Annotated in this window: 20 protein-coding genes; 2 read left to right on the top strand and 18 right to left on the bottom strand. The window is 71.9% G+C overall.

All coding sequences use genetic code 11. The features are described from left to right. The first annotated feature begins 14 nt into the window (after window positions 1-14). On the top strand, window positions 15-1,130 hold the full coding sequence (locus tag E4V99_RS10460) for a CapA family protein (RefSeq protein ID WP_135068553.1): 1,116 nt from the start codon (window positions 15-17) through the stop codon (window positions 1,128-1,130). Window positions 1,131-1,235: 105 nt separating this feature from the next. Here the strand turns inward: E4V99_RS10460 and E4V99_RS10455 are convergent, their stop codons facing one another. From E4V99_RS10455 to E4V99_RS10385, 15 genes are all read right to left on the bottom strand, one after another. After that, window positions 1,236-2,846, bottom strand: a complete 1,611-nt coding sequence (locus tag E4V99_RS10455) for an ABC transporter substrate-binding protein (protein WP_135117165.1) — start codon at window positions 2,844-2,846, stop codon at window positions 1,236-1,238. After that, entirely contained in the window at window positions 2,843-3,742 is a 900-nt protein-coding gene (locus E4V99_RS10450) for an alpha/beta hydrolase (protein WP_135068557.1), read from the bottom strand. Before E4V99_RS10450 ends, E4V99_RS10455 begins: the two co-directional genes overlap by 4 nt. 29 nt (window positions 3,743-3,771) lie before the next feature. After that, window positions 3,772-4,635, bottom strand: coding sequence for an ATP-binding cassette domain-containing protein (locus E4V99_RS10445; protein WP_135068559.1), 864 nt, complete (start codon window positions 4,633-4,635; stop codon window positions 3,772-3,774). Then, window positions 4,632-6,611, bottom strand: coding sequence for a dipeptide/oligopeptide/nickel ABC transporter permease/ATP-binding protein (locus E4V99_RS10440; protein ID WP_135117164.1), 1,980 nt, complete (start codon window positions 6,609-6,611; stop codon window positions 4,632-4,634). Before E4V99_RS10440 ends, E4V99_RS10445 begins: the two co-directional genes overlap by 4 nt. Continuing rightward, the gene (locus E4V99_RS10435; protein WP_240742899.1) at window positions 6,611-7,543 is read right to left on the bottom strand and encodes an ABC transporter permease; all 933 of its coding nucleotides are present in this window, start codon (window positions 7,541-7,543) and stop codon (window positions 6,611-6,613) included. The genes E4V99_RS10440 and E4V99_RS10435 overlap by 1 nt, the downstream gene beginning before the upstream one ends. Window positions 7,544-7,678: 135 nt before the next feature. Then, on the bottom strand, window positions 7,679-8,152 hold the full coding sequence (locus E4V99_RS10430; RefSeq protein WP_167747799.1) for a MarR family transcriptional regulator: 474 nt from the start codon (window positions 8,150-8,152) through the stop codon (window positions 7,679-7,681). 59 nt (window positions 8,153-8,211) lie between these two features. Further along, window positions 8,212-8,769: an NYN domain-containing protein gene (locus tag E4V99_RS10425; RefSeq protein WP_135068567.1), complete on the bottom strand. Its 558-nt coding sequence runs from the start codon at window positions 8,767-8,769 to the stop codon at window positions 8,212-8,214. Window positions 8,770-8,891: 122 nt separating this feature from the next. Beyond that, window positions 8,892-10,325 carry an AMP-binding protein gene (locus E4V99_RS10420; protein ID WP_135068569.1) on the bottom strand — a complete coding sequence of 478 codons (1,434 nt, stop codon included), beginning with the start codon at window positions 10,323-10,325 and terminating at the stop codon, window positions 8,892-8,894. Continuing rightward, the gene (locus E4V99_RS10415) at window positions 10,318-10,926 is read right to left on the bottom strand and encodes a phosphohydrolase (protein WP_135068571.1); all 609 of its coding nucleotides are present in this window, start codon (window positions 10,924-10,926) and stop codon (window positions 10,318-10,320) included. Before E4V99_RS10415 ends, E4V99_RS10420 begins: the two co-directional genes overlap by 8 nt. Beyond that, complete coding sequence (locus tag E4V99_RS10410) at window positions 10,919-12,742, bottom strand: VWA domain-containing protein (protein ID WP_135117163.1); 1,824 nt, start codon at window positions 12,740-12,742, stop codon at window positions 10,919-10,921. Before E4V99_RS10410 ends, E4V99_RS10415 begins: the two co-directional genes overlap by 8 nt. After that, on the bottom strand, window positions 12,739-13,383 hold the full coding sequence (locus E4V99_RS10405; protein ID WP_240742705.1) for a potassium transporter Kef: 645 nt from the start codon (window positions 13,381-13,383) through the stop codon (window positions 12,739-12,741). Before E4V99_RS10405 ends, E4V99_RS10410 begins: the two co-directional genes overlap by 4 nt. Next, window positions 13,380-14,951 carry a MoxR family ATPase gene (locus E4V99_RS10400; RefSeq protein ID WP_135117162.1) on the bottom strand — a complete coding sequence of 524 codons (1,572 nt, stop codon included), beginning with the start codon at window positions 14,949-14,951 and terminating at the stop codon, window positions 13,380-13,382. Before E4V99_RS10400 ends, E4V99_RS10405 begins: the two co-directional genes overlap by 4 nt. Before the next feature lie 9 nt (window positions 14,952-14,960). Then, window positions 14,961-16,031: an AAA family ATPase gene (locus E4V99_RS10395; RefSeq protein WP_135117161.1), complete on the bottom strand. Its 1,071-nt coding sequence runs from the start codon at window positions 16,029-16,031 to the stop codon at window positions 14,961-14,963. Beyond that, the gene (gene pnuC, locus E4V99_RS10390) at window positions 16,024-16,638 is read right to left on the bottom strand and encodes a nicotinamide riboside transporter PnuC (RefSeq protein ID WP_135117160.1); all 615 of its coding nucleotides are present in this window, start codon (window positions 16,636-16,638) and stop codon (window positions 16,024-16,026) included. The genes E4V99_RS10395 and pnuC overlap by 8 nt, the downstream gene beginning before the upstream one ends. 35 nt (window positions 16,639-16,673) lie before the next feature. Then, on the bottom strand, window positions 16,674-17,666 hold the full coding sequence (locus E4V99_RS10385; protein ID WP_135117159.1) for a hypothetical protein: 993 nt from the start codon (window positions 17,664-17,666) through the stop codon (window positions 16,674-16,676). Between the two features lie 90 nt (window positions 17,667-17,756). Between E4V99_RS10385 and E4V99_RS10380 the strand changes: the two genes are divergently transcribed. Further along, window positions 17,757-18,956: a pyridoxal phosphate-dependent aminotransferase gene (locus tag E4V99_RS10380; protein ID WP_135068585.1), complete on the top strand. Its 1,200-nt coding sequence runs from the start codon at window positions 17,757-17,759 to the stop codon at window positions 18,954-18,956. 146 nt (window positions 18,957-19,102) lie between these two features. On the opposite strand, the gene E4V99_RS10375 is transcribed toward E4V99_RS10380, so the two are convergent. From E4V99_RS10375 to E4V99_RS10365, 3 genes are read right to left on the bottom strand one after another with little or no spacing between them, the layout of a single operon-like run. After that, entirely contained in the window at window positions 19,103-20,239 is a 1,137-nt protein-coding gene (locus E4V99_RS10375; RefSeq protein WP_135068587.1) for a UDP-N-acetylmuramate dehydrogenase, read from the bottom strand. Window positions 20,240-20,242: 3 nt separating this feature from the next. After that, the gene (locus tag E4V99_RS10370; RefSeq protein WP_135068589.1) at window positions 20,243-20,638 is read right to left on the bottom strand and encodes a MaoC/PaaZ C-terminal domain-containing protein; all 396 of its coding nucleotides are present in this window, start codon (window positions 20,636-20,638) and stop codon (window positions 20,243-20,245) included. Continuing rightward, entirely contained in the window at window positions 20,635-21,087 is a 453-nt protein-coding gene (locus tag E4V99_RS10365) for a MaoC family dehydratase N-terminal domain-containing protein (RefSeq protein WP_135068591.1), read from the bottom strand. Before E4V99_RS10365 ends, E4V99_RS10370 begins: the two co-directional genes overlap by 4 nt. Window positions 21,088-21,102: the final 15 nt, after the last annotated feature.

The following is a 21,102-nucleotide window of genomic DNA, read 5'->3' as shown; positions in this document are numbered from 1 at the left end:
GATTGAGGAGTTTCATGAACATCCGCATTGCAGCCGTCGGCGACATCGTCCTCCAGTACGGCGACCCCGATCCGTACTTCGTCGCCAGCGCCCCCGTGACGCGCGCGAGCGACGTGGCCATCGGGCAGATCGAGGTGCCGCACACGACCGAGACCGACGTCACCGCGCTCACCGTCCCCTCGCCGCCGTCGGATCCGGCGCACCTGCGCGCGATGGCGGACGCGGGCTACGACATCGGCACCGTCGCCGGCAACCACGTCTTCGACCTGGGCACGAAGGGCGTCCTCGACACCCTCTCGGCAGCACACGAAGCGGGCATCGTCACCACCGGCACGGGCGCGAACCTGGCAGCGGCGATGGTGCCCGCCATCGTCGAGCGCAAGGGCGTGCGCGTCGGCGTCCTGAGCTTCAACTGCGTCGGCCCGCGGGAGTCGTGGGCCACGAGCAAGAAGGCCGGCAGCGCCTTCGTCAAAGTGCTCACCCACTACGACCTCGACGACCTGAACCCGGGCAACCCGCCCCAGGTCTACACCTTCGCCGACCGGCGGTCGCTGCAGCAGATGACCACCGCGATCGAGTCGCTCCGGAGCCAGGTCGACGTCGTCGTCGTCGCCCTGCACAAGGGATACGGCCACACCCCGGCCCGCATCGACGACTACGAGTACGAGATCGCGCACGCCGCCATCGACGCCGGCGCCGACGCCGTCGTCGGGCATCACTCGCACATCATGCGGGGCATCGAGATGTACCGCGGCAAGGCGATCTTCCACGGCCTGGGCAACTTCGTCACCGTCACCGACGCCCTCACCCCGAGCCCCGACAGCGACTCCGAAGAGCTCAAGGCGTGGGCGCGGCGCCGCGTGGAGATGTACGGCTTCTCCCCCGACCCGGACATGCCGGGGTACCCCTTCCACCCCGAGAGCCGCAACACCGCGATCGCGATCCTCGACGTCGACGAGAGCGGCATCCACGCCGGTTTCATCCCGTGCTGGATCGATGGCGACGCCGCCCCCGTCCCCCTGGCCCGCGGCGAGCGCGACTCCGTCGCCGACTACATCGAAGACATCTCCCGCCGGGCAGGACTGCAGACCCGCTTCGAGTGGGAGGGTGACGTCGTCCGCGTGTCATAGCGGCGCCACGACGACGGACGCCGAAACGGCAGGCCCCCACATCGGGGACCTGCCGTTTCGCATGTCGGTGTCGTGGTGGAGGCGGTGCCCCCACCACGACACGAGTCACTCGGCGGGCTGCCAGTTGTACTCCGGCTCCGGACCCACCGGCAGCATCACCGGGTTCTGCGGCGACGCCTTGACGTTGGTCACCTTCGGACCGACGTAGTTGACGAAGTGCTGCGTGAGGATCGGGACGGTCACCGCGACCTCCTGCCAGCGCTCGCTCATACGCTCGTACACGGCCTGACGCTCGTCGCCGGTGAGCCCCAGGCTCTCGGCGTACAGCTTCTCCATCTCCTCGTCGAGGAAGCCGAACGGGTTGGACATCGTGCCCGCGCTGCGCAGATCCGCGTACGCGTTGCCGACGCCGCCGTTGGTGGCCCACAGGACCGCCTCGTACTGCTTGGACTCGGCCTTCTCGGCGAAGGAGGGGATGCTGGTGGAGTCGACCTCCAGCGTGACCGAGATGCCGATCTCCTCGAGGGCGCTGGAGATGGCCAGCGCGATCTGCGACTGGTGGTCCTGCAGGCTGCTGTCCAGCACGGTCATCTCGAACCCGTCCTCGTACCCGGCTTCGGCCATGAGGCGGCGGGCCTCTTCGAGGTCGAACTCCCACCCGATGTCGTCGTTGTACCCGGCGGTGCCTTCGACCACGAGCTGGTTGCTGGGCGACATGTGCTCGCCGCCGAGCGCGTTGACGATCGCCTCACGGTCGATCGCGAGGGCGATCGCGGCGCGCACCCGCTCGTCGGCGAGGGCGGGGTTGACCTCGCCCCCAGCGTCGGCCAGTCGCAGCGCCCAGTTGTAGAACGGCGCGGACACGATCTCCAGGCCCGCCGACTCGGCCGTCGAGGCCAGCAGCGGGTTGCCGAGGCCGAAGTCGATCTGACCGGTGGATGCGGCGTTGAGCACGGCGTTCGGATCCGAGATGATCTGCACCTTCACCCGATCCCACATCTGCGCGTCGGGGTTCCAGTAGTTCGGGTTCAGCTCGTAGATGTACTCCGAGTCGGGCACGGACTCGTCCGCGTCGTAGACGTACTGCCCGGTCCCGTCCATCGTCTGCAGCAGCGAGGCCGGATCGGCCAGACCGTCGGGCCCGATGATGTTGCCGAGCATCAGCGTCTGCGTCAGCGACATCGGCGCATCGGCGAACGGGGCGCCGTACGTGATCCGCACGGTCGAGTCGTCGACGGCTTCGACGGCCTCGATCGGACCGACGCGCGGCATGTTGCCCCCGCCCTTGGCGACGAAGTACTCCATCGACGCGACCACCGCTTCCGCGGTCAGGGGCTCGCCGCTGGCGAACTGCACGTCGTCGCGCAGCGTGAACTCGAACACGCTGTTGTCTTCGGCGGTGAACTCCCACTCGGTGGCCAGCGACGGCTGCAGGCTGCCGTCGGGCGCCTGGTAGATGAGCGGATCGTAGGCCAGCACCGTGAAGATCGAGCCGCTCGCCGTCCCCTGCAGCGCAGGGTCCAGGCTCATGGGCGCGCCGCGGAACTGCAGCACGAGCTCTTCTCCGCGCTCACCCGTCTCGCCGCCGGCGGCGTCGCCGCCCGTGTCGGCGGTGGGGCTGCACGCAGCGAGGCCCGCGACCAGGGCGAGGGCAGCGGCGATGCTGCCTGCTCGTCGCAGCGCGCCGCGCCGTCGCGGCTGTCGTTGGGTCGTCATATCGTGTCCACCTTCTTGTCGTCGTGCGATTGGCGCGGCCGGGGCTCGGCCGTGCCGTTGAGTTCGTCCAGGAACACCCGGACCTCGCGGATGAGTCGCTCGGGGATCTCCTGAGTCATGAAGTGCCCCTCGCTCTCGAAGAACACCGCCTTAGAGTCGCGGACACTCGTGATGCCGCGCAGGGACGATTCCGGCGAGACGATGCCGTCGCGCATGCCCGCGAGCATGAGGGTCGGAACGCGGACGGTGCGCAGCACCGCGGCGAGCTCGTCGTTCGTCTTGGCCTCGGGGAAGGGCATCCCCTGGTTGATGCGCGATTCGTCCTCGTCGCGGGTCAGGGTCGTGGCCACCGCCGCATCCAGGAACCGGTCGCGCTCCGCACGGCGCTCCACCTCGTCCTCGTGCAGCCAGCCGCCGAGCTTCTCCAGCTGAGCGCGGATCGAGTCGGTGTCGCCGGCCAGCCGCGCCCGGATGACCTCTCGCCGCCCCTCGGAGGAGTCGGTCACCCCGAAGCGGTCGTGCGGCGTCCCCACGACGGAGACGAACGCCTTCAGGCGGTGCGGGTTGCGCACCGCGATGTACCATCCGATGCCGGCGCCGTGCGATGCGCCGGTGTAGACGAACCGGTCGATCCCGCGGGCGTCGGCGAAGGCCACGACGTCATCGGCCCAGCGCGTGAGCCACCCCTCGGTGGGCGGTTCCGCGGGGCGGGAGGAACGGCCGAAACCGCGGGCCTGGATCGTGTACACCTTGTACCCCGTCGGCGGTTCGGCGAGGTCTTCGGGATATCCGGTGCCGGCGAATCCCATCGCGCACGACAGGATCGTCTCCGGAGCGTCGTCGGGGCCGTACTCGTCGTACCAGAGCTCGGCGTCGTCGATCTTCTGCAGGGGCATACTTCTCCTCGGTGATGGCGGTCGGGGCGTCAGCGGAGCGTGCTCGCGATGGCGTCGGTGCGGGCGTCCAGCCCGTCCTTCTCCCGCGCGGCGTTGCGCTGTGCCTGCAGTTCGGGGTCGGGCACGGGCGCGGCGGCCAGCAGCCGCTGGGTGTACTCGCGCTGCGGATCCTCGTACACGCGCCCGGCGTCGCCCTGCTCGACGATCCGCCCCTGCTTGAGCACGGCGATCCGGTCGGAGAGGTAGTGCACGATCGACAGGTCGTGGGAGATGAAGAGGTAGCTGGCGCCCATTTCGTGCTGGAGTTCGGCCATCAGGTTGATGACTTCGGCCTGGATGGACAGATCCAGCGCGCTGACGGGTTCGTCGCACACCACGAGCCGGGGCGAGAGGATCAGCGCACGGGCGATCGCGATGCGCTGCTTCTGCCCGCCGGAGAACTGAGCCGGGAACCGCCGCGCCGCGTCCTCGCTCAGCCCCACCCGCCGCAGCATCGCGAACACGCGCTCGCGCACGACCTCCTTGGATGCCGGTTCGTGCACCTGCACGGGTTCGGCGATGGAGTAGCCGATGGGCTTGGTGGGATCCAGCGACGTGTGCGGGTCCTGATAGATGACCTGGAGCTCTTTCGTGAGCGCCCGGCGCTGCGTCTTGGACAGGCTCAGGATGTCGCGGCCGTCGTATTTGATGACTCCGCTGCTGGGGCGCACGAGGCCCAGTACCGCCTTGCCGATCGTGGACTTGCCCGAGCCCGATTCGCCCACGAGTCCGAGCGTCTCGCGGGGTGCGATCTGCAGGCTCACGTCATCGACGGCGAGGGTGCGACGCCGTCCGCGGCGGTACTCCACCGACAGGTTCTGCACCTCGAGGATCGGCGGCACGGTCGTGGTCATCGGACACTCTCCTCGATGCGGGCGGCGCGGGCGACGTCGATGCGGATGCAGCGGGCATCCCGACCCTCGCCGCGGTCCACCTGCGGGATGCGACCCACACGGCACGCGTCGGTGACGAAGCGGCACCGGGCGGCGAAATGGCAGCCCTCCGGCCACTGGCCCGGCGGCGGGACGACCCCGCCGATGGTGGGAAGCGGCTCTCCCTTGACGGCGTTGTGCGGATCGGATGCCTGCAGCGCCTGGGTGTAGGGATGCAGCGGATCGCGGAACATCTCCGACACGGTCGCGTGCTCGACCACCTGCCCGGCGTACAGCACCACGGCGCGGTCGCAGATGTCGGCGACGACCCCCCAGTCGTGGGTGACGAAGAGGATCGCCATGCCCATCCGGCGCTGCAGCGCCCGGAGCAGGTCGAGGATCTCGGCCTGCACGGTCACATCCAGCGCCGTGGTGGGTTCGTCGGCGATGAGCAGCTGCGGCCGGCCGGCGAGGGCGATGGCGATGGCCACGCGCTGCGCCATGCCGCCGGAGACCTGGTGGGGGTACAGCGAGGCGACGTGCTGGGGGTCGGGCAGGCGCACCGCTGCGAGCAGATCGACGGCGCGCTTGCGCGCGGCTCGCCAGCTGATCTTGTTGTGCGAGCGGATCACCTCGGCCAGCTGGAAGCCGATGCGGAACGCGGGGTCCAGCGCGACCATCGGCTCCTGCGAGATCATCGCCATCTTGGTTCCCCGCAGCGCGCGGTACTGCGCCTGGGTGTAGCCGGAGATGTCGGCGCCCTCGAACCAGATCCGGCCCGACACGACGCGTCCGCCCTCGGCCAGCAGGCCGAGCACGGCCATCGCCGTCACGGTCTTGCCCGAGCCGGATTCGCCGACGAGCCCGACCGTCTCGCCGCGACGGATGTCGAAGTCCGCGCCGTCGACGACGATCGTTTCGTCGTCCCCGGAGCCGAATGCCACCGTCAGGCCGCGGACGGACAGCAGCGCGTCCGCCGGGGCCGGGGCCACCGGATCGACCGCCGCCGCGGCGGCGACGCGGGCAGCCTGCGCCTGACCCCGCGCTGCGCGCGAGCGGGACGTGGACGGGCGCATCGGGCGCTGGATGCCCTCGGCGTTGGCGTCGCGCACCGCGTCGCCGAGGAGGCCGAAGGCGAGGGTCGTGAGGGTGATGACGCCGGCGGTGGGCACGATCATCCACGTGTGGAACTGCAGCATCGAGGAAGCCTCGCCCACCATCCCGCCCCACGTGGGCTCGGGCGGCGGCGGACCGAAGCCGAGGAAGGCCAGACCCGTCTGCACCCCCAGCGCGATGGCACTGAGCATGGCCGCCTGCACGATGATGACGCCGAGCGTGCGGGGGAAGATGTGCCGGACGAGGATCTGCAGACCACCGAGCCCGGTCGTGCGCGCGGCGTCGATGTACAACTCCTCCCGCACCCCGAGGGCGGCGCTGCGGATGACGCGCGCCGCGGAGGCCGACACGAGGACGCCGTAGACGACCATCGCGGCGGCCATGCTGTTGCGGAAGATCGCCAGCACCGCGAGGGTCACGATGAGGTTGGGGATGGCCATGTTGATGTCGATGCATCGCATGACGACGCGGTCGAACCATCCGCCGAAGTAGCCGGAAGCGATGCCCAGCGGAACCGCGATCACCAGGGCCACGATGAGCGCCTGCGCCACCCCGATGAGCGACTCCTGGCCGCCGTAGAGCAGGCGGCTCAGCAGATCCCGGCCGAGGGCGTCCGTGCCGAGGGGGTACTCCGCGGAGGGCCCCTGCCGCACGGCGGTGAGCGACTGCTTGAGCGGATCGTGCGGAGCCAGCACGGGTGCCAGCGCCGAGGCCAGCACGACGACGGCGAGATACACCGCTGCCCCCGCGCCCAGCGGCCGGCGCATAACGTCGACGAAGAGGTTCCGCCGGTTGCTCGCCACGACGCGCGGCGATCCTTGACGACGACGACGCGCAGCCATCAGGCGGCCCTCACCTTCGGGTTGAGAACCCCGTAGACGATGTCGACGAGGAGGTTGATGAAGACGGTGATGAGTGTGAAGAGCACCCCGATGCCCAGCAGAACGGGCAGGTCGTGGTTCAGCGTCGCCTGCGTCGCCATGGTCCCCAGCCCGGGGAGGACGAAGACGTTCTCGACGAAGACGGTGCCCGTCAGCGACGCGATCGCACCGATGCCCAGAACGGTCACGGCGGGGATCGCGGCGTTCTTGAGGACGTGCCGCAGCACGATCGACGTCTCGCTCACCCCGTTCGCGCGGAGGAAGCGCACATAGTCCTTCGCCAGCGCGTCCTTCGCGGAGTCGCGCACCTGCTTGGCCACGAGGGTCGTTCCACCCAGGCTCAGCGCGAAGACGGGCAGGACGAGCGTCCACAGCCATCCCCCGAGGCTCACGTGAAGCGGCACGTAGCCGGTGGCGGGGAAGATACGGACGGTGACCGCCAGCAGCGACACCGCGAAGATCGCGATCGCGAAGCCGGGGACGGCGAGTCCCACCAGCGAGATCGCGTCGAGCACGCGGCCGAGCCATCCGCCGCGCAGGGCGCTCGCCAGCCCCAGCACGATGCCGACCACGCCGATGGCGAGCGTGGAGAGCACCATGAGCGAGAGGGTGACGGGGAGTCGCCCCGCCAGGATCGAGGTGACCGGCTCGCCGCTGTAGATCGACGAGCCCAGGTCGCCCTGCAGCGCGTTGAGCGCCCAGTTGAAGTACTGCTGGATCGGCGGCAGATCCAGGCCGAGCTGCTTGCGCAGCGCGGCCACAGCCTCCGGCGATGCGTTCTCGCCCAGGATCGTGCGCGCCTGATCGCCGGGCACGAGAGAAGCCAGCAGGAACATGATGATCGAGACGACCAGCACCATCGGAATCACCAGGAGAAGGCGCTTGCCCAACATCCCAATCAAGTTCAGCCTCCTCGCCAAACGGCGGGCCTCCATGGCCCCTTCGGCGAGAGTATCAAGTGACTAGATATTGATCAAGTTTGATGACACAACAAATGTCTCGTGCTCACTGCGGGGGTCCGCGCGGAGCTATCGGGCAGGCGAGGAGATGGGGCTGCCCAGCCCCGCGGCGGCGAGGCGCAGCAGTGACATCAGCTCGCTGCGCTGCTCACCGGTCATCTCCTGACACATCTGGTTCTCCAGGTCGTTCGCATCGCGTTCGCACGCGTCGATCACCCGGCGCCCCTCGTCGGTGAGCTCGATGAGGAGCACGCGTCCGTGGTCTCGGGAGGGGTGGCGCTGCACGAGCTCGCGCTCGAGCAGCCCCTGCACGATCTGGTTGCCCGCCTGCGGTGTCACACCCGTCCACCGCGACACTTCGGCGCTGGAGAGGTTCGGCAGCCGCTTGAGGGCGAACATCGCGACGTACTCCGCGTGGCTCACGCCGTGCTCCTGGATCCGCCGCTGCAGCTGGCCGGAGAACTGCTTGGACACGTGCCGCAGCGCGTGCCGCAGCGTCGGCTCCGGGCTGACGGAGGGGGAGGGTTCCACACGACGTGTCACACACCGATCAAACCACCACATCGCCCCTCCGGGGCGTTCGCCGGCGTGACGCGGCGGGATCAGCGCAGGAACTGGGCTGGGTCGAATTCGTCGATCGGGATGATCCGCACGCGCGGCAGCTGCGCGTCGAAGGCGCCGACGTCGAACTCGAGGTCGTAGAAGCGCAGGCCGGGGATGGCGGCGAAGGCGGAGTTGCGGAACTCTTCGAACGCCAGCACGCCCAGGCGCCGGGATCCGTCGGCGAGCGCGCCGACGTCGTCGACGAAGTCACCATCGTGGCTGACGAGCATGACGTCGTCTTCGCGGTCGCGCAGCGCCTGCAGCGTCCGCTGGATGGCGATGTCGACGACCTTCTCGTGCTGCTCCCCCGACAGCGGCACCGGCTGGTAGCCGATCGCGAGCAGGGCCTGCACGAACGGCATCGGGAGGTTGGTGGAGGCGTTCAGGAAGAACAGGCCCCGCACCTCCTGGTTCCACGCGTCGGCGGCGAAGCTCAGGATGCGGTCCCACCGCGGCCGCTCCTCCGGCTGAGGACGGCGCCCCAGGATGGAGCCGCCCAGAGTGGCGTCGATGTTCTCGCCGTCCACGAGCACCCATGTCTTGCGGTCCTCGACCACGGCAGCCTCCTCCGCGCGCAGCGCGCACCCGCCTCATCCTATGCCGCGGCATCCGCCCGTCCCGCGGCCGCCCCGTCCATCCGTCGGCCGCGAGACTGCACGGACCCGACGAGACCGCGGCCTTATGTCGCGGTCTCGCCGGTGGGCAGCAGTCTCGCGGGGATGGGGGCGGGGGTGGGGGTCGCGGCGGGGGTGGGGGCGGGGGCGGCGGAGCGGTAGCGGCGGGGCTTGCCGTCGCCGAGGTCGGCGACGCGCTCGACGCGCTCGACCTCGAGCGGCTGGCGGAGGAGGGCGCGGAGGGCCTCGGCCACGGCATCCGCGTCGCCGCCGGCGATGCGCGCCCGCACCCGCCCGTCGGCGGACTGCTCGACGCTCCACCCGTGCGCGCCGTGCGCCTGCAGCTGCTGCGTGAGGTCCACGCACGGGATGCGGCCGCCCTCACCGCTGACGAACACGGTGTGCTCGCGGCCCTCGAGATCCGCGATGCCGACACCGCCGCCGGGAAGCGGCACGAGCCGCCCGAAATCGCCGGTGCGGTAGCGCACCAACGGCAGGAGCGGGTTCTCCCCCGCCGTCACCGTGATCTCCCCCACCTCGCCCTCGGCGACCGGACGCCCGTCCGGGCCGAGGGCCTCCACGAGCACGCGACGATCGAGCACCCGGAAGGGCCCGTCGTCGGTGCGCACGGCGAGGGGGCGGGTCTCGTGCAGTCCGTACACGTCGAAGACGGGGCATCCGAACGCCGCCTCCAGGTCGGCCCGCAGCGGTGCGGCCAGCGCCATCGCCCCCGAGAACAGCGCCAGCGGCCGGACGACACCCCGCAGGTCGGGGGCGAGGAGTTCGGCGAGGCTGGTCGGGTTGCCCGTGATGACCTGCGGGTCGGCGTCGCGGAGGAAGGCGGCGCGGTCGGATGCCGCCTCCCACGCATGCGCGGCGAGGTTGAGCCGCGCCATCGCGCGCTGGTCGAACCCGCTCACGAGCGACACGTACGTGAACGCCTGCCGCTGGTGCACGACCGAGACCAGCGCGAGACGCTCCCCGTCCGGTCGCCAGTGCACCCCGGCACCGGACACGAGCCCGACGAGGTGGTGGAAGCCGCGGGCGACCTCTTCGACGTCGTCGGGAATCCGCAGGGCCGCGCCCGTCGACCCCGAGCTCGTGCCGTGCAGGATGCGCCCGAGGTCGGCGTCCAGCGGCACGAACGCGGCGATGTCGGCGGCCAGATGCGCGCGGCCGATCGGCGGGAAGTCGGCGAGGGTGTGCAGACCCGGCATGCCCCGGTAATAGAGGAGCCTGCGGGCGGTCTCGAGGTGCTCCGCCAGCCACCCCTGCGTCGGCAGCGGCGTGCGCACCCGGTCGAGCATGTCGGGCGTGACGCGGTCACCGGTCTCGTGCACCCACCGCGGGGCGGCGGGATGTGTCCGCCAGCGGTGCAGGCGAGCCGCTCCGGCGGCGTCCATCGTGGGCCACCGCTCGGCGTCGGTGAGCACCGCCGCCCCGCCCGCGGCGTACTCGGCGAGCGCGAGCGGATCGTCGGATGCGACAGGGTCACTCACTGGAGTACCTCGCGGCAGCCTCCCTCGCCCGCGCCTCGTTGAGTCGGCGCGCGATCTCTGCTCGGTGCCGATGAGCCTCGTACGCCTCGGCGAGTGCGCTGTTGCGGCGCAGGGAGTCGCGCGCCTCCAGCAGCGCCCGCGCGGTGGCCGCATCCTCCCCCGCGGGGAAGTGCCCGCACCACAGCAGGAACATGCGCACGGCCTCCTCGCGACGCTCCTCGTCGGAGAGCCACTCGAGCGGGTCGGTGACAGGCGCCAGGCGCAGCGCGAGCACATCGACGGCGGATGTCCCGGTGACGTACTGCAGCGGAGGATCGAACGGCTCGACGGTGCTCTCACTGGCCAGGAGCCACAGGGCCAGCGCGGCGCCCTGGCGGACGCGCCGGTCCTGCGCATACGAGGCGGCCACGACGGGACGGCCCAGCACGTCACCGGCGAGCGCCTGGATCGAGACGCGATCGTCGAGGAACGCCCGCGGCACGCTCGACAGGCGCGCGGCGACGGCGGCGAGCGAGGGTCCCGGTCGCGCGGCCGCCCATGCCGCGTCGTCGGACTGCGCCATCGACACCCACACCTCGAGCAGTTCGCCGGACTCAGCCATGCAGCACCTCCGCCAGTCGTGCGCACACGCGGGGTGCGTCATCCATCCGCTCCAGGTACAGGGTGTCGTAGCCGGCTTCGCGCGCGAGCGGCTCGATGCGGCGCGCCCACGCCAGGACGACCAGCGTGCCGGTCGTGAGTTTGCCGCGCGTGGCGGCCGCGACCCCCGCGAACGGCTCGTTCCCGTCGCCGAACATCGAGGTGAGCCCGTCGTCCGACAGCACCACGAGGTGCCGCCGCTCGCCGTCGCGCGGGGGCGCCAGCGGCGCGTACCGACGCTGGAGGAGGTCGAGCGGGAAGGACGTCGAGCCGCCGAAGTACTCCGCGAGGTCGCCGACGACGCGGGCCGGATCGCGGACGAACCCATCGCCGCCGGCGACCTGTCCGGGGCCGGAGAAGCTCGTCACCCGCACGCGCCCGCCTCCCCGCAGCACCGAGAGCGCGAGGATCATCCCGGCCAGCACCGCCGGGGAGCCGGTGCGCGGGCGCGCCATGGAGCCGGAGGAGTCGATGTACAGGTCGAGCTCGACGCTGCCCTCCTGCGGCTCGGGGTCGTCGTCGAGCCAGGATCGGCGCCGCGTGGTGACCCCCGGGACCACGTCGGCTCCGGCCTGCAGCGTCGCGGCCCAGTCGAGGTCGGAGAGGTCGTCGCCGCTCTCCCACTTCTCCAGCGGGCCGGGCAGATCGGATGCGGGGCGCGCGGGGATGCGCTGGGTCACCGGACGCACCCATGGCGCCGCCTGCGCGCGGTACCACGCGGCCACGACGGCGTCGGGATCGGACGCCGCGTACAGCTCGAGCGTGCGGGCCACATCCAGCCGCTGGCCGCGGCCCGTGCCGTCGTCGGCGCGTCCGGCGCGGTCGGGTATCGCCCCGTGCAGGCGGGGGTCGCCCAGCACCCGGCCGAGTTCGCCGGCGGTCGCGGGTGCGTCGTCGGCGGCGCACGCTCCCCCGGGCACGCCGGCGGCGCCGCCCGAGCGGCGCTCCTCCACGAGGTAGGGGGCGGCCAGCACGCCGAAGCGCAGCGCGCCGCCCACCGGGTCGGCCGCGAAGGCGCGCACGATCCCGGCGAGCAGATCCGCGTCGAGCACCGGATGCGTCGTGATGGCGCCGTCCAGCTCCGCCGCGACCCGCTCGGCCTCGCGTCGGGCTGCCCGCAGGGCCACCTCCTTCTCGCGGAATCGCTCCGGGATCTTCTCCAGCGGGACCTCCGTGATCCGCGCCCGTGCGGTTGCCGCGGGGGGAGCTGCCGGCGGATCCGGAGTCGCCAGCGCCCCGGGCGGAAGGTTCCAGAGCAGTTCGTAGGTGCGCAGGTACAGCCACCACAGGCGGCTGGACGATTCGCGCGACGGGCGGTACAGGGCACGCCCCAGCCGGACGATCCCCGGCTCTGCTCCCTCGCCGTCGCGTCGCCGCTGGAGCAGGCCGACGCGCGTGTTCACGAGGAGGTCGGTCCACAGGTTGGACAGCAGCGCGACATCGTCGTCGCGCACCGATTCGGCCCCCGATGCCACAAGCGCCCGGGCGAGCTGATGGCGGATCTTGAGGGCATCGATGCGGGTGCTCGGCGCCAGCACGTGGTGGCCCAGTTCGTGGGCGAAGACGCTCTCCAGCTCACCCGCGCCACCGAGCTCGCGCACTCTCTCGGTGTCGACGGTGATCGAGGGCGGGAAGGTGAACCACGCCGGAGCGCCCTGGCCGGCTCCGGGCCTCAGCTCGGCGTCGTGCATGTGCACGCCCCACAGCGCCAGCGCGCGATCCCACGCTGCACGCGCGTCGCCGATCAGCGGGATCGACGTGGCCGCGCCCGGCGTCACGCGGCAGCCCGCACGTGCACCCACGCCAGGTAGGAATCGGGCAGGCACACGATCGAGGCGGGCCCGGCAGCGCCGGGGGCCTCGGGCTCCGCGTCCAGGCGCGACAGCTGCGACCCCCACACGTCGGCGTCCAGTCGCCACCACTCATCGCCCGCCTGGATGGCGAACGCGCCTTCCGCACTCAGCGTCATCCCGGAGACCGGTGGCGCCACCCAGGCACCGCCCAGTCCCGCGAACCCGCCCACGGCGCACACGTACCCGCTGGCGGCGGCACGCCCCGGCCACCAGAAGCGGTCGGTCCGCTGCCGCTCCGTGAACGCGTCGAGCTCGCCCGGCTCCAGGCCGAGAGCCGCGGCCGCGCCCGCGCGCCCCGCCGCCTCGAGGGTGGCGATGCGGGCGAGCGCGTCGTCGCGGTACGCCAGTGCACCCGATCGCCAGGCCGCGATCCCCGCCAGCGCGACGACGTCGTCGGCCCCGCCGGCCGCGCGCAGGGCGTCGGCGATGCCGGCGGCGAACCGCTCCGGATCGCCGCCGGCGCGGCGCACGTTCCGCCCGGCGACGGCCCAGTCCACGTCTGCGACCGGCTCCGGCGCTCCGGAGGGCGGGCTCTGGTCGGCGAGGTGCCCCGGCAGTCGGTTCACCGCTGCCGCTCCACCCATCGGAGGTAGGCCGTGTAGCGCTGGTGAAGGTACTTCAGGCTGGTGAGGTCGTCGAAATCGCGCCCGTACAACTTGCCGGTGGCCGAGATCGCCCGCACGCGGGCCTCGATCTCCGTGATGCGGCGGGAGGCGTCCACGGCGCTCAGCCCGTCCAGCCCGCCATCCAGCTGGGTGAGCAGATCGCGGACAGGGTCGTGGTGGCCGCGGCCGAGGGCGTCGAACTGACGGCACGACTCGGCGAAGAGGTCGGCGAGCCAGCTCATGAGATCGGTGGCGAGCTCCCGCTCCGCCCCGACGTCGAAGCGCGCATGCGTGGGGTTGGGCAGGAGCTTGCCGCGCAGCACGAAGGGCAGCACGGCGCCGACGTCGTCGACACCGACGGCGTCGCGCCCGCGGAACCAGGCGATGGCCTTGGCGTAGACGATGAGGGTCTGCAGCGCCCGGACGGAGAGCCCATTGATCGACTGCGCGCCCAGGTCGGCCGCCAGATCGGCCCCCGAGTTCGCCTCGATCGCCTCGGCCACGCGCCCGCCGGCGGTGGTGACGGTGTCCTTCGTGCGGTACTCGAAGCGCCGCCCGCCGGCCTGGACGAACTCGAAGTGGCTGAGGAAGAACTCCAGCCGTCGCCGCACCTGCGCCGGTACCGGCACGGCCCGGATCGCCGCGCGCATGCGGCTCTGCTCGTCGGGCGCGAAGACGAGCTCTGCGGGGACGTGCTCCTCGGGCTTCTCCCCCGCCTCCACGCGCGCCACCAGCTCGTCGAAGAACCGGCTGTTGAAGCTCGCGGCCTGGACGGTGACGTCCATCCGGTCGCGCAGTGCCTGGATGACGGGGAACGTGCCGCCGCCGGCGTCGTCGTTGGCGGTGAAGAACCAGCTCTCCACGCCGGAGGGCGGGGCGGTGCGATGCATCTGGTCGTGGCTTTCGACGTACCCCTCCGCCACCATCGTCAGCAGTGCCGACTGCGTCTTGGTGGGGATGCGGTTGTACTCGTCGATGATCTTGACCGGGCGGGTGAGCCAGTCCCGCCACGCGATCCCGATCTCGGCGAGGCTCTCGGCGTGAACCAGGTCTCGCGGCAGCGGGATGCCGACGAGGTCGCTGATCGTCAGCTGCGGCTGCCCCTGCTGGACGCCGCGGCGCACCTCCTCCGCCGATGAACCGGCCAGCACGCCCATCAGCACGGCGACGGTCGTCTTGCCGCGGCCGGGGCCGCCGATCAGCAGGCACTTCCCGCCCACGGCGAAGGTCAGCAGCGGAAGCAGCACGTTCGAGGAGAACGACGGCTCGGTGGGCAGCGTGAGCTCGGCGCCCGCGTCGCCGAGCGGGAAGCTCACGGGGGCGCCGGTGGAGAACTCCACGTCGTAGTAGGGCGAGATGACGGCGCGGTTGACGATCCAGTAGTAGGTGCGCCGCAGCTTCTCATCCAGTGGCACGTGGATGTCGACGTCGGGTTCGCGGAACAGGTCCTCCGCGGTGAGCTGGGACACCCCGGCGGATGCGGACGGGGTCGTCGGTGATTCGGAGACCTTGTGCCAGCGATCCGCCATTTCGCCAGCCTATCGGCCGGCCCGGCGCTGCAGAGCGAGCTGCTCCTCGACGGGCCGACCCTCCAGCGGCGCGGTGAACGACAGCGCTCGCGCGAGGGCGTCGTGCACGGCCGGAAGGACCTCGCGCACGCGCGTGGCGACGTCGCCGCGCACCTCCAGCCAGGGCACGGGCTGCCCCTGGAGCACCGCGCGGAAGCGGGCCTGCATGTGCGCGCGGATGTGCTCGCCGTCGCGGGTGCCGTCCTGGACGAAGGGGATCTCGTCGCCGGTGAGCACGTACAGCGCGGGCCGGTGCCCGGCGGCGCGCGAGAGGATGCGCGGTGCTGGTGCACCCACGTACCGCTCGTGCCACAGGGCGGTGGCGAGCACATCGGTGTCGCACACGAGCACCGGCGCCGGCACGCGTCGCAGCGCCGCATCCTCCATCGCGATCTGCCGGTCGACGATGAGGTCGAACTCGTCGCTGCGCCACGGGGTGGCGAGCCCGCCCGCACGCGTGACCGACAGCTCGCGGCCGTATTCGGGAACCCAGTGCGTGCCGAGTTCGTCGGCGAGGGCGGCGGCGAGGGTCGTGGACCCGGTGGATTCGGCGCCGAGCACCACGATGCGCGCCGCCAGGCTCGCGCGCACCGCGGGTGCGAGCTCGTGCCAGTGGGCGGCGAGGTCGGCGCGCACCGCCGTGCCCGACACGGGATTGCGCACGCGACCGGGATCGACCTGCACCCACGCCGCATGCATTCGCTTCGCCAGTTCCTCCCCGTACGCATCCGAGGTGAAGACGGCGTCGACGGGGGCGTCGAGGGCGCCCGCGATGACGGCCGTGTGCGCCTCCCACGCGGTCTCGGAGGCGAAATCGACGGGTGTGTCGTCGACGAACGCGACGACGTGCGCGGTGGGGTGCTCTTCGCGGATCCACTGCTCCCGCGTGGCGACGGCGACCGACTCGACCGACGACCCGATCAGCTCGACGGTGACCCGATCGCACGCGCGCAGGGCCGTGCGGATGAGGTGGGAGTGCCCCGCGTGCAACGGGTAGAACTTCCCCACGATCAGGCCGTGGCGGAACCGCCGCTCAGACACGCGCGTCCGCTGCATCCGTCCGGGTGTCCGCCGGGGCCTCGACCCCCACCCGCCGCCACGACCGCCATCCGAACACGCACAGCGCGATGAACAGGGCGTACAGGGCGGCGACGACCCACAGGCCCGTGACGATCGACAGCGCGACGAACGCGATGTCCACCCCGATCCAGACGAACCAGTTCTCCAGCCACTTGCGGTTGAGCATGTACTGCGCCACGAGGCTCGCCGACGTCGTGAGAGCGTCAGCGACGGCGACCTGCGAATCCGTGAAGGTCGACAGCACCCACGTCAGCAGGGCGGCGCCGGCGACACCGGCGACGATGAGCCACAGGATGGCTCGGCGGGGCGTGCGGGCGATGTAGTGGCGATCGTGCTCGACGCCGCGCGTCCACCGCCACCACCCGTGCACGCCGAGGGCGAGGTACACCAGCTGCAGCGCGGCCGCGGCGTACAGACCGGCGGGCAGGAAGACGGCGAGGAAGACGACGTTGTTCGCGATGCCCACCGGGTACGTCCACACGTTGCGGCGCGCCGCCAGGAACACGCATGCGGCGCCGGTGGCGAACCCGACGATCTGCATCCACTCCGCCAGAATCCACTCGATCACCCGACGAGCCTAGGGAACCGGCGGGCGCAGGCCCGTCAGCCGGCCTCCAGCAGCGTGGCGAGTTCGGGCGGCGCGGGCACGGCACGCAGGCTCGGGTCGACCAGGCGGCGGCATCCGTCGAGTTCGACGGTGAACGACGCGGATGCGGGCTGCCCGGCGATCAGCGGATGCGCCACCGCCAGACGGGTCGCCGTGCTGCGGCACGCGGGCGCGTCCGTCGCCGGCGCGCCAGCGGCGGCCGCGGCCGACGCGACAGCGGCACGGGCGTCGTCGGCGCCGAGCGTGCCGGCCCCCGCGAACGCGCCCTGCACCGCGGTACCGGTCTCGTAGCGACACACCAGGAGTGCGTCGATCTCGGCGGCGGCCGGCAGCGGGGCCGGCTCCCACGGGATCGTCGCGACCTCCTCGGGCTCGGGCGCGGGTGCCGACACGTCGAGCCCCGCCCCGCCCGCGAGCACCAGCATCCCCGCCTGCGTCGCGCATCCGGCGGCATCGGCGGCGCGCGATTCCACGAGCACCGCGGGGGTGAAGGTCTCCTCGGTCAGCCGCAGGCGCTCGATCGCGGCGTCCACCGCGGCGATGGCGCCGGGCTGCGGCTGACCGCATCCGTCCGCCGGGTAGGCGACCCGGACGTAGTGGCTTTGCGCGTCCGCGAGCCAGAACTCCGGCCCGGCGTACCCGATGGCCGTGCACGCGCCGAACCACCGGGCTCCGTCGGGCTCGGCCAGTGCCGCCAGCAGCGGCCCCAGGTCGCCGTCGAATCGCTCCAGCCGCGACCCGGACCACGTGCCGGCGTCGTCCTCGTCGGTGGCGTACGGGTCGCACCGGTACACCGCCACCGGGTCGAAGCCGTCCGGCACCGCCCCCGCCACCACGGTGGGGCCGGGGTCGGAGAAGGCCTCGGTGCACGTGATCTCGCCGACCGCCGTCGCATCCGGACGCGGCACGGGAAAGCCCGGAATGCCGGCGCAGCCGCTGAGCATCGCGGCCAGGACGACACCGGCCACCAGCATCCGTGCGCGCCGCATCGCCACCCCCTCCGCGTCACGATATGCCACGGCCCGCCGGCGGCGGGCAACGACCCTGTAACGAACGCCGCGCGCCGGTAGGCTCGTGCCGTGACATCCCGCGCCCCCCTCTCCCGCAAGCTGTCCGCGATCGCCGAGTCCGCCACGCTGAAGGTGGATTCGAAGGCCAAGGCCCTGCAGGCCGCGGGGCGTCCGGTCATCTCCTACGCCGCTGGCGAGCCCGACTTCGCCACGCCGCAGTTCATCGTGGATGCCGCGGCCGAGGCGCTCGCCGACCCCGCGAACTTCCGCTACACCCCCGCCGTGGGCCTTCCCGTTCTGCGCGAGGCCATCGCCGCCAAGACGCTGCGCGACTCCGGCCTGGAGGTCGAGGCGTCGCAGGTCATCGTGACCAACGGCGGCAAGCAGGCGGTGTACCAGGCCTTCCAGACCGTGGTGAACCCCGGCGACGAGGTGCTGCTGCCGGCGCCGTACTGGACCACCTACCCCGAGGCCATCGCGCTGGCCGACGGCACACCCGTCGAGGTGTTCGCCGGGGCCGATCAGGACTACAAGGTCACGGTCGAGCAGCTCGAAGCCGCCCGCACCGACCGCACCACGACGCTCGTGTTCGTGTCCCCGTCCAACCCCACCGGCGCCGTCTACACGCCGGAGGAGACCAAGGCGATCGGCGACTGGGCGCTCGCGCACGGGCTGTGGGTCATCACCGACGAGATCTACCAGAACCTCGTGTACGACGGCGCGCACGCCGCATCCATCGTCGAGGCGGTGCCCGACCTCGCCGGCCAGACGATCCTCGTGAACGGGGTCGCCAAGACGTACGCCATGACCGGATGGCGCGTGGGCTGGATGGTGGGGCCCGCCGACGCGATCAAGGTCGCCGCGAACCTGCAGTCGCACCTGTCCAGCAACGTCAACAACATCGCCCAGCGCGCCGCGCTCGCGGCCCTCAGCGGACCCCAGGACGAGGCGGAGGGCTTCCGTCTCGCCTTCGACCGGCGCCGGCGGCTCATCGTGTCGGAGCTGGCGAAGATCCCCGGCGTGACGGTGCCCGAGCCCCTGGGGGCGTTCTACGTGTACCCCGACGTGACGGGTCTGCTCGGCCGCGAATGGCGCGGCAAGACGCCGACCACCTCGCTCGAGCTGGCCGACCTCATCCTGGAGGAGGCCGAAGTGGCCGTCGTGCCCGGTGAGGCGTTCGGTCCCAGCGGCTACCTGCGCCTGTCGTACGCCCTGGGCGACGACCAGCTGCTCGAGGGCGTCCAGCGCCTGCAGCGCCTCTTCGCCTGACCCGGGCTCTCCGCTCGGAGGCCCGGGCCGCCCGCATCCGCGAGACTGCGCGCACGTGTCGAGACCGCGACATCATGTCGCGGTCTCGCCGGTGGCGTGCAGTCTCGCGGATGGTGGGTGGGGCGGCGGGCGGGCGGGGGCGGGGGTCAGAGCTCGACGTTCACCAGCACCGGCTCGGGCTGGAGGAGGAGTCCGAACTCCGACTGCACGCGCTGCTGCACGAACCGGGCGAGCTCGGCGAGCTCCTCGGCGCTCGCGCCGCCCCGGTTGGTCAGGGCGAGCGTGTGCTTGGTCGACAGCCCGGCACGGGACCGCGGCAGGCGGAAGCCCTTGCCGAGCCCGGAGTGCTCGATGAGCCACGCGGCGCTGACCTTCACCTCGGGTGCGGCGGCGGCGAGGGCCGGGACGACCCCGTCGAACTCGGCGAGCGGGATCACCAGCACGGTGTCGAGATCGGGCGACACCGGCCAGCGGGGGCACTCGGCCGGCAGCGTGCGCGCGAACGCGTCGGAGACGATCGCGTTCTGGAAGAACGATCCGGCGCTGGTGGTGTCGGGGTCGCCCGGATCGAGCACCATCCCCTTGCTCCGGCGGATCGCGAGCACGCTCTCGCGCACGTAGCTCAACGGCACGGCGGCGTCGGGGGCCAGACGCAGCGCCGTGCGCAGCTGCTCTCCGGCGATCGGGCGCGCCCGGTCGCCGACCTCTTCCAGCTCGAACGTCACGCTGAGGATCGCCGCGGAGCGTGCGGGGACCGAGCCGTAGTGGTGCTTGAGCACCGACGTGCGGAAACCGAGCCCCAGCTCGGATGCCGGCACGACCGACACGTCGCCGGTGTGCTCGTCCAGCAGCTCCACCTCCACGAGTGTCTGGACGATCTCCTGCCCATAGGCGCCGATGTTCTGCACCGGGGCGGCCCCGACGGTGCCGGGGATGCCCGACAGCGCCTCGACTCCGCCGAGCCCCTCCGCGACGGTGTACGCCACGAGCTCGTCCCAGTCGTGGCCGGCCTGCACACGAAGCCGCGCGGTGCCCGGGCGCGATCCGGGAAGCCGCTCGATGCCCCGCGTGCGCACGAGCACGACCGTGCCGGGAAACGGCTCGTCGCCGACGAAGAGGTTCGAACCGCCGCCCACGAGCAGCCACGGGTCGCCGTCGGCCCACACGGACCGCAGCGTCGCGATCAGCTCGTCGGTCGTGGTCGCTTCGACGAGGCGGTGGGGTGCGCCGCCGGTGCGCAGCGTGGTCAGCTGCGCGAGGGGGACGGGTGAGAGCTCGGGCATGGGTCAGGCGCGCACGCGCACCTGGGCCTTGCCCAGCACGGTCGTCTCGGCGTGCGTCACCGTGAGATCGATGCGCACGACGTCTTCATCCACCGCGCCCAGCTTCGCCACGATGTGCAGATCGGCGCCGTTGTCGGGGTGCACCACGACGGGCCGCGTGAAGCGGACGCCGTACTCCAGGATCCGGCCGGGATCCCCCAGCCATTCCCCGATCGCGCCGACGGCGATGCCCATCGTCAGCATCCCGTGGGCGACCACTCCGGGCAGCCCGACCTCGGCGGCGACGTCGTCGCGATAGTGGATGGGATTGAAATCCCCGGATGCTCCGGCGTAGCGCACGAGCGATTCCCGCGTCAGGTGCACCGTGCGCTCGGCGACGACGTCTCCCACGGCGCTCATGCGGGCTCCCCCGATCCGACCAGGAGCACCGTCGTGGCCGTCACCACGTGCGCGCCGGCGGCATCGGTCATCTCGGTCTCGCTGGTCACCATCGCGTTGCCTCCCACGGTGCGCACCCCGCCGACGGTGAGCGTCGCCGTCAGCTCGTCTCCGGCGACGATGGGGCGCGTGTAGCGGAACCGCTGCTCGGCATGGATCGTCCGGGCCAGTTCGATGCCCGCATCCGGCTCGCTCAGAAGCTGCTGCAGAGTCAGGTCCTGGATGACCATCGCGAAGGTCGGCGGTGCGACGACATCGGCGTACCCGAGCGCGCGCGCCGCGTCCGGATCGGTGTGCGCGGGCGCGTCGGCGAAGACGGCGCGGGCGAACTCGCGCACCTTCTCCCGGCCGACCAGATAGGGAGCGGTCGGCGGGAACGTCCGGCCGACGAGCTGGGGATTGACGGGCACGCGTCCAGTCTACCG

This window comes from Microbacterium sp. dk485, assembly GCF_004570445.1.
In the GTDB taxonomy this organism is placed as follows: domain Bacteria; phylum Actinomycetota; class Actinomycetes; order Actinomycetales; family Microbacteriaceae; genus Microbacterium; species Microbacterium wangchenii.
Note: the sequence above shows the minus strand (reverse complement) of the source record. Positions and strands in the feature narration are given on the sequence as shown.

What these genes read in the sequence shown, in the direction of transcription:
- E4V99_RS10460 (WP_135068553.1), top strand. Translation starts at nt 15, where the DNA reads ATGAACATCCGCATTGCAGCCGTCGGCGACATCGTCCTCCAGTACGGC.
- E4V99_RS10455 (WP_135117165.1), bottom strand. Translation starts at nt 2,846, where the DNA reads ATGACGACCCAACGACAGCCGCGACGGCGCGGCGCGCTGCGACGAGCA.
- E4V99_RS10450 (WP_135068557.1), bottom strand. Translation starts at nt 3,742, where the DNA reads ATGCCCCTGCAGAAGATCGACGACGCCGAGCTCTGGTACGACGAGTAC.
- E4V99_RS10445 (WP_135068559.1), bottom strand. Translation starts at nt 4,635, where the DNA reads ATGACCACGACCGTGCCGCCGATCCTCGAGGTGCAGAACCTGTCGGTG.
- E4V99_RS10440 (WP_135117164.1), bottom strand. Translation starts at nt 6,611, where the DNA reads ATGGCTGCGCGTCGTCGTCGTCAAGGATCGCCGCGCGTCGTGGCGAGC.
- E4V99_RS10435 (WP_240742899.1), bottom strand. Translation starts at nt 7,543, where the DNA reads ATGTTGGGCAAGCGCCTTCTCCTGGTGATTCCGATGGTGCTGGTCGTC.
- E4V99_RS10415 (WP_135068571.1), bottom strand. Translation starts at nt 10,926, where the DNA reads ATGGCTGAGTCCGGCGAACTGCTCGAGGTGTGGGTGTCGATGGCGCAG.
- E4V99_RS10400 (WP_135117162.1), bottom strand. Translation starts at nt 14,951, where the DNA reads ATGGCGGATCGCTGGCACAAGGTCTCCGAATCACCGACGACCCCGTCC.
- E4V99_RS10385 (WP_135117159.1), bottom strand. Translation starts at nt 17,666, where the DNA reads ATGCGGCGCGCACGGATGCTGGTGGCCGGTGTCGTCCTGGCCGCGATG.
- E4V99_RS10375 (WP_135068587.1), bottom strand. Translation starts at nt 20,239, where the DNA reads ATGCCCGAGCTCTCACCCGTCCCCCTCGCGCAGCTGACCACGCTGCGC.
- E4V99_RS10370 (WP_135068589.1), bottom strand. Translation starts at nt 20,638, where the DNA reads ATGAGCGCCGTGGGAGACGTCGTCGCCGAGCGCACGGTGCACCTGACG.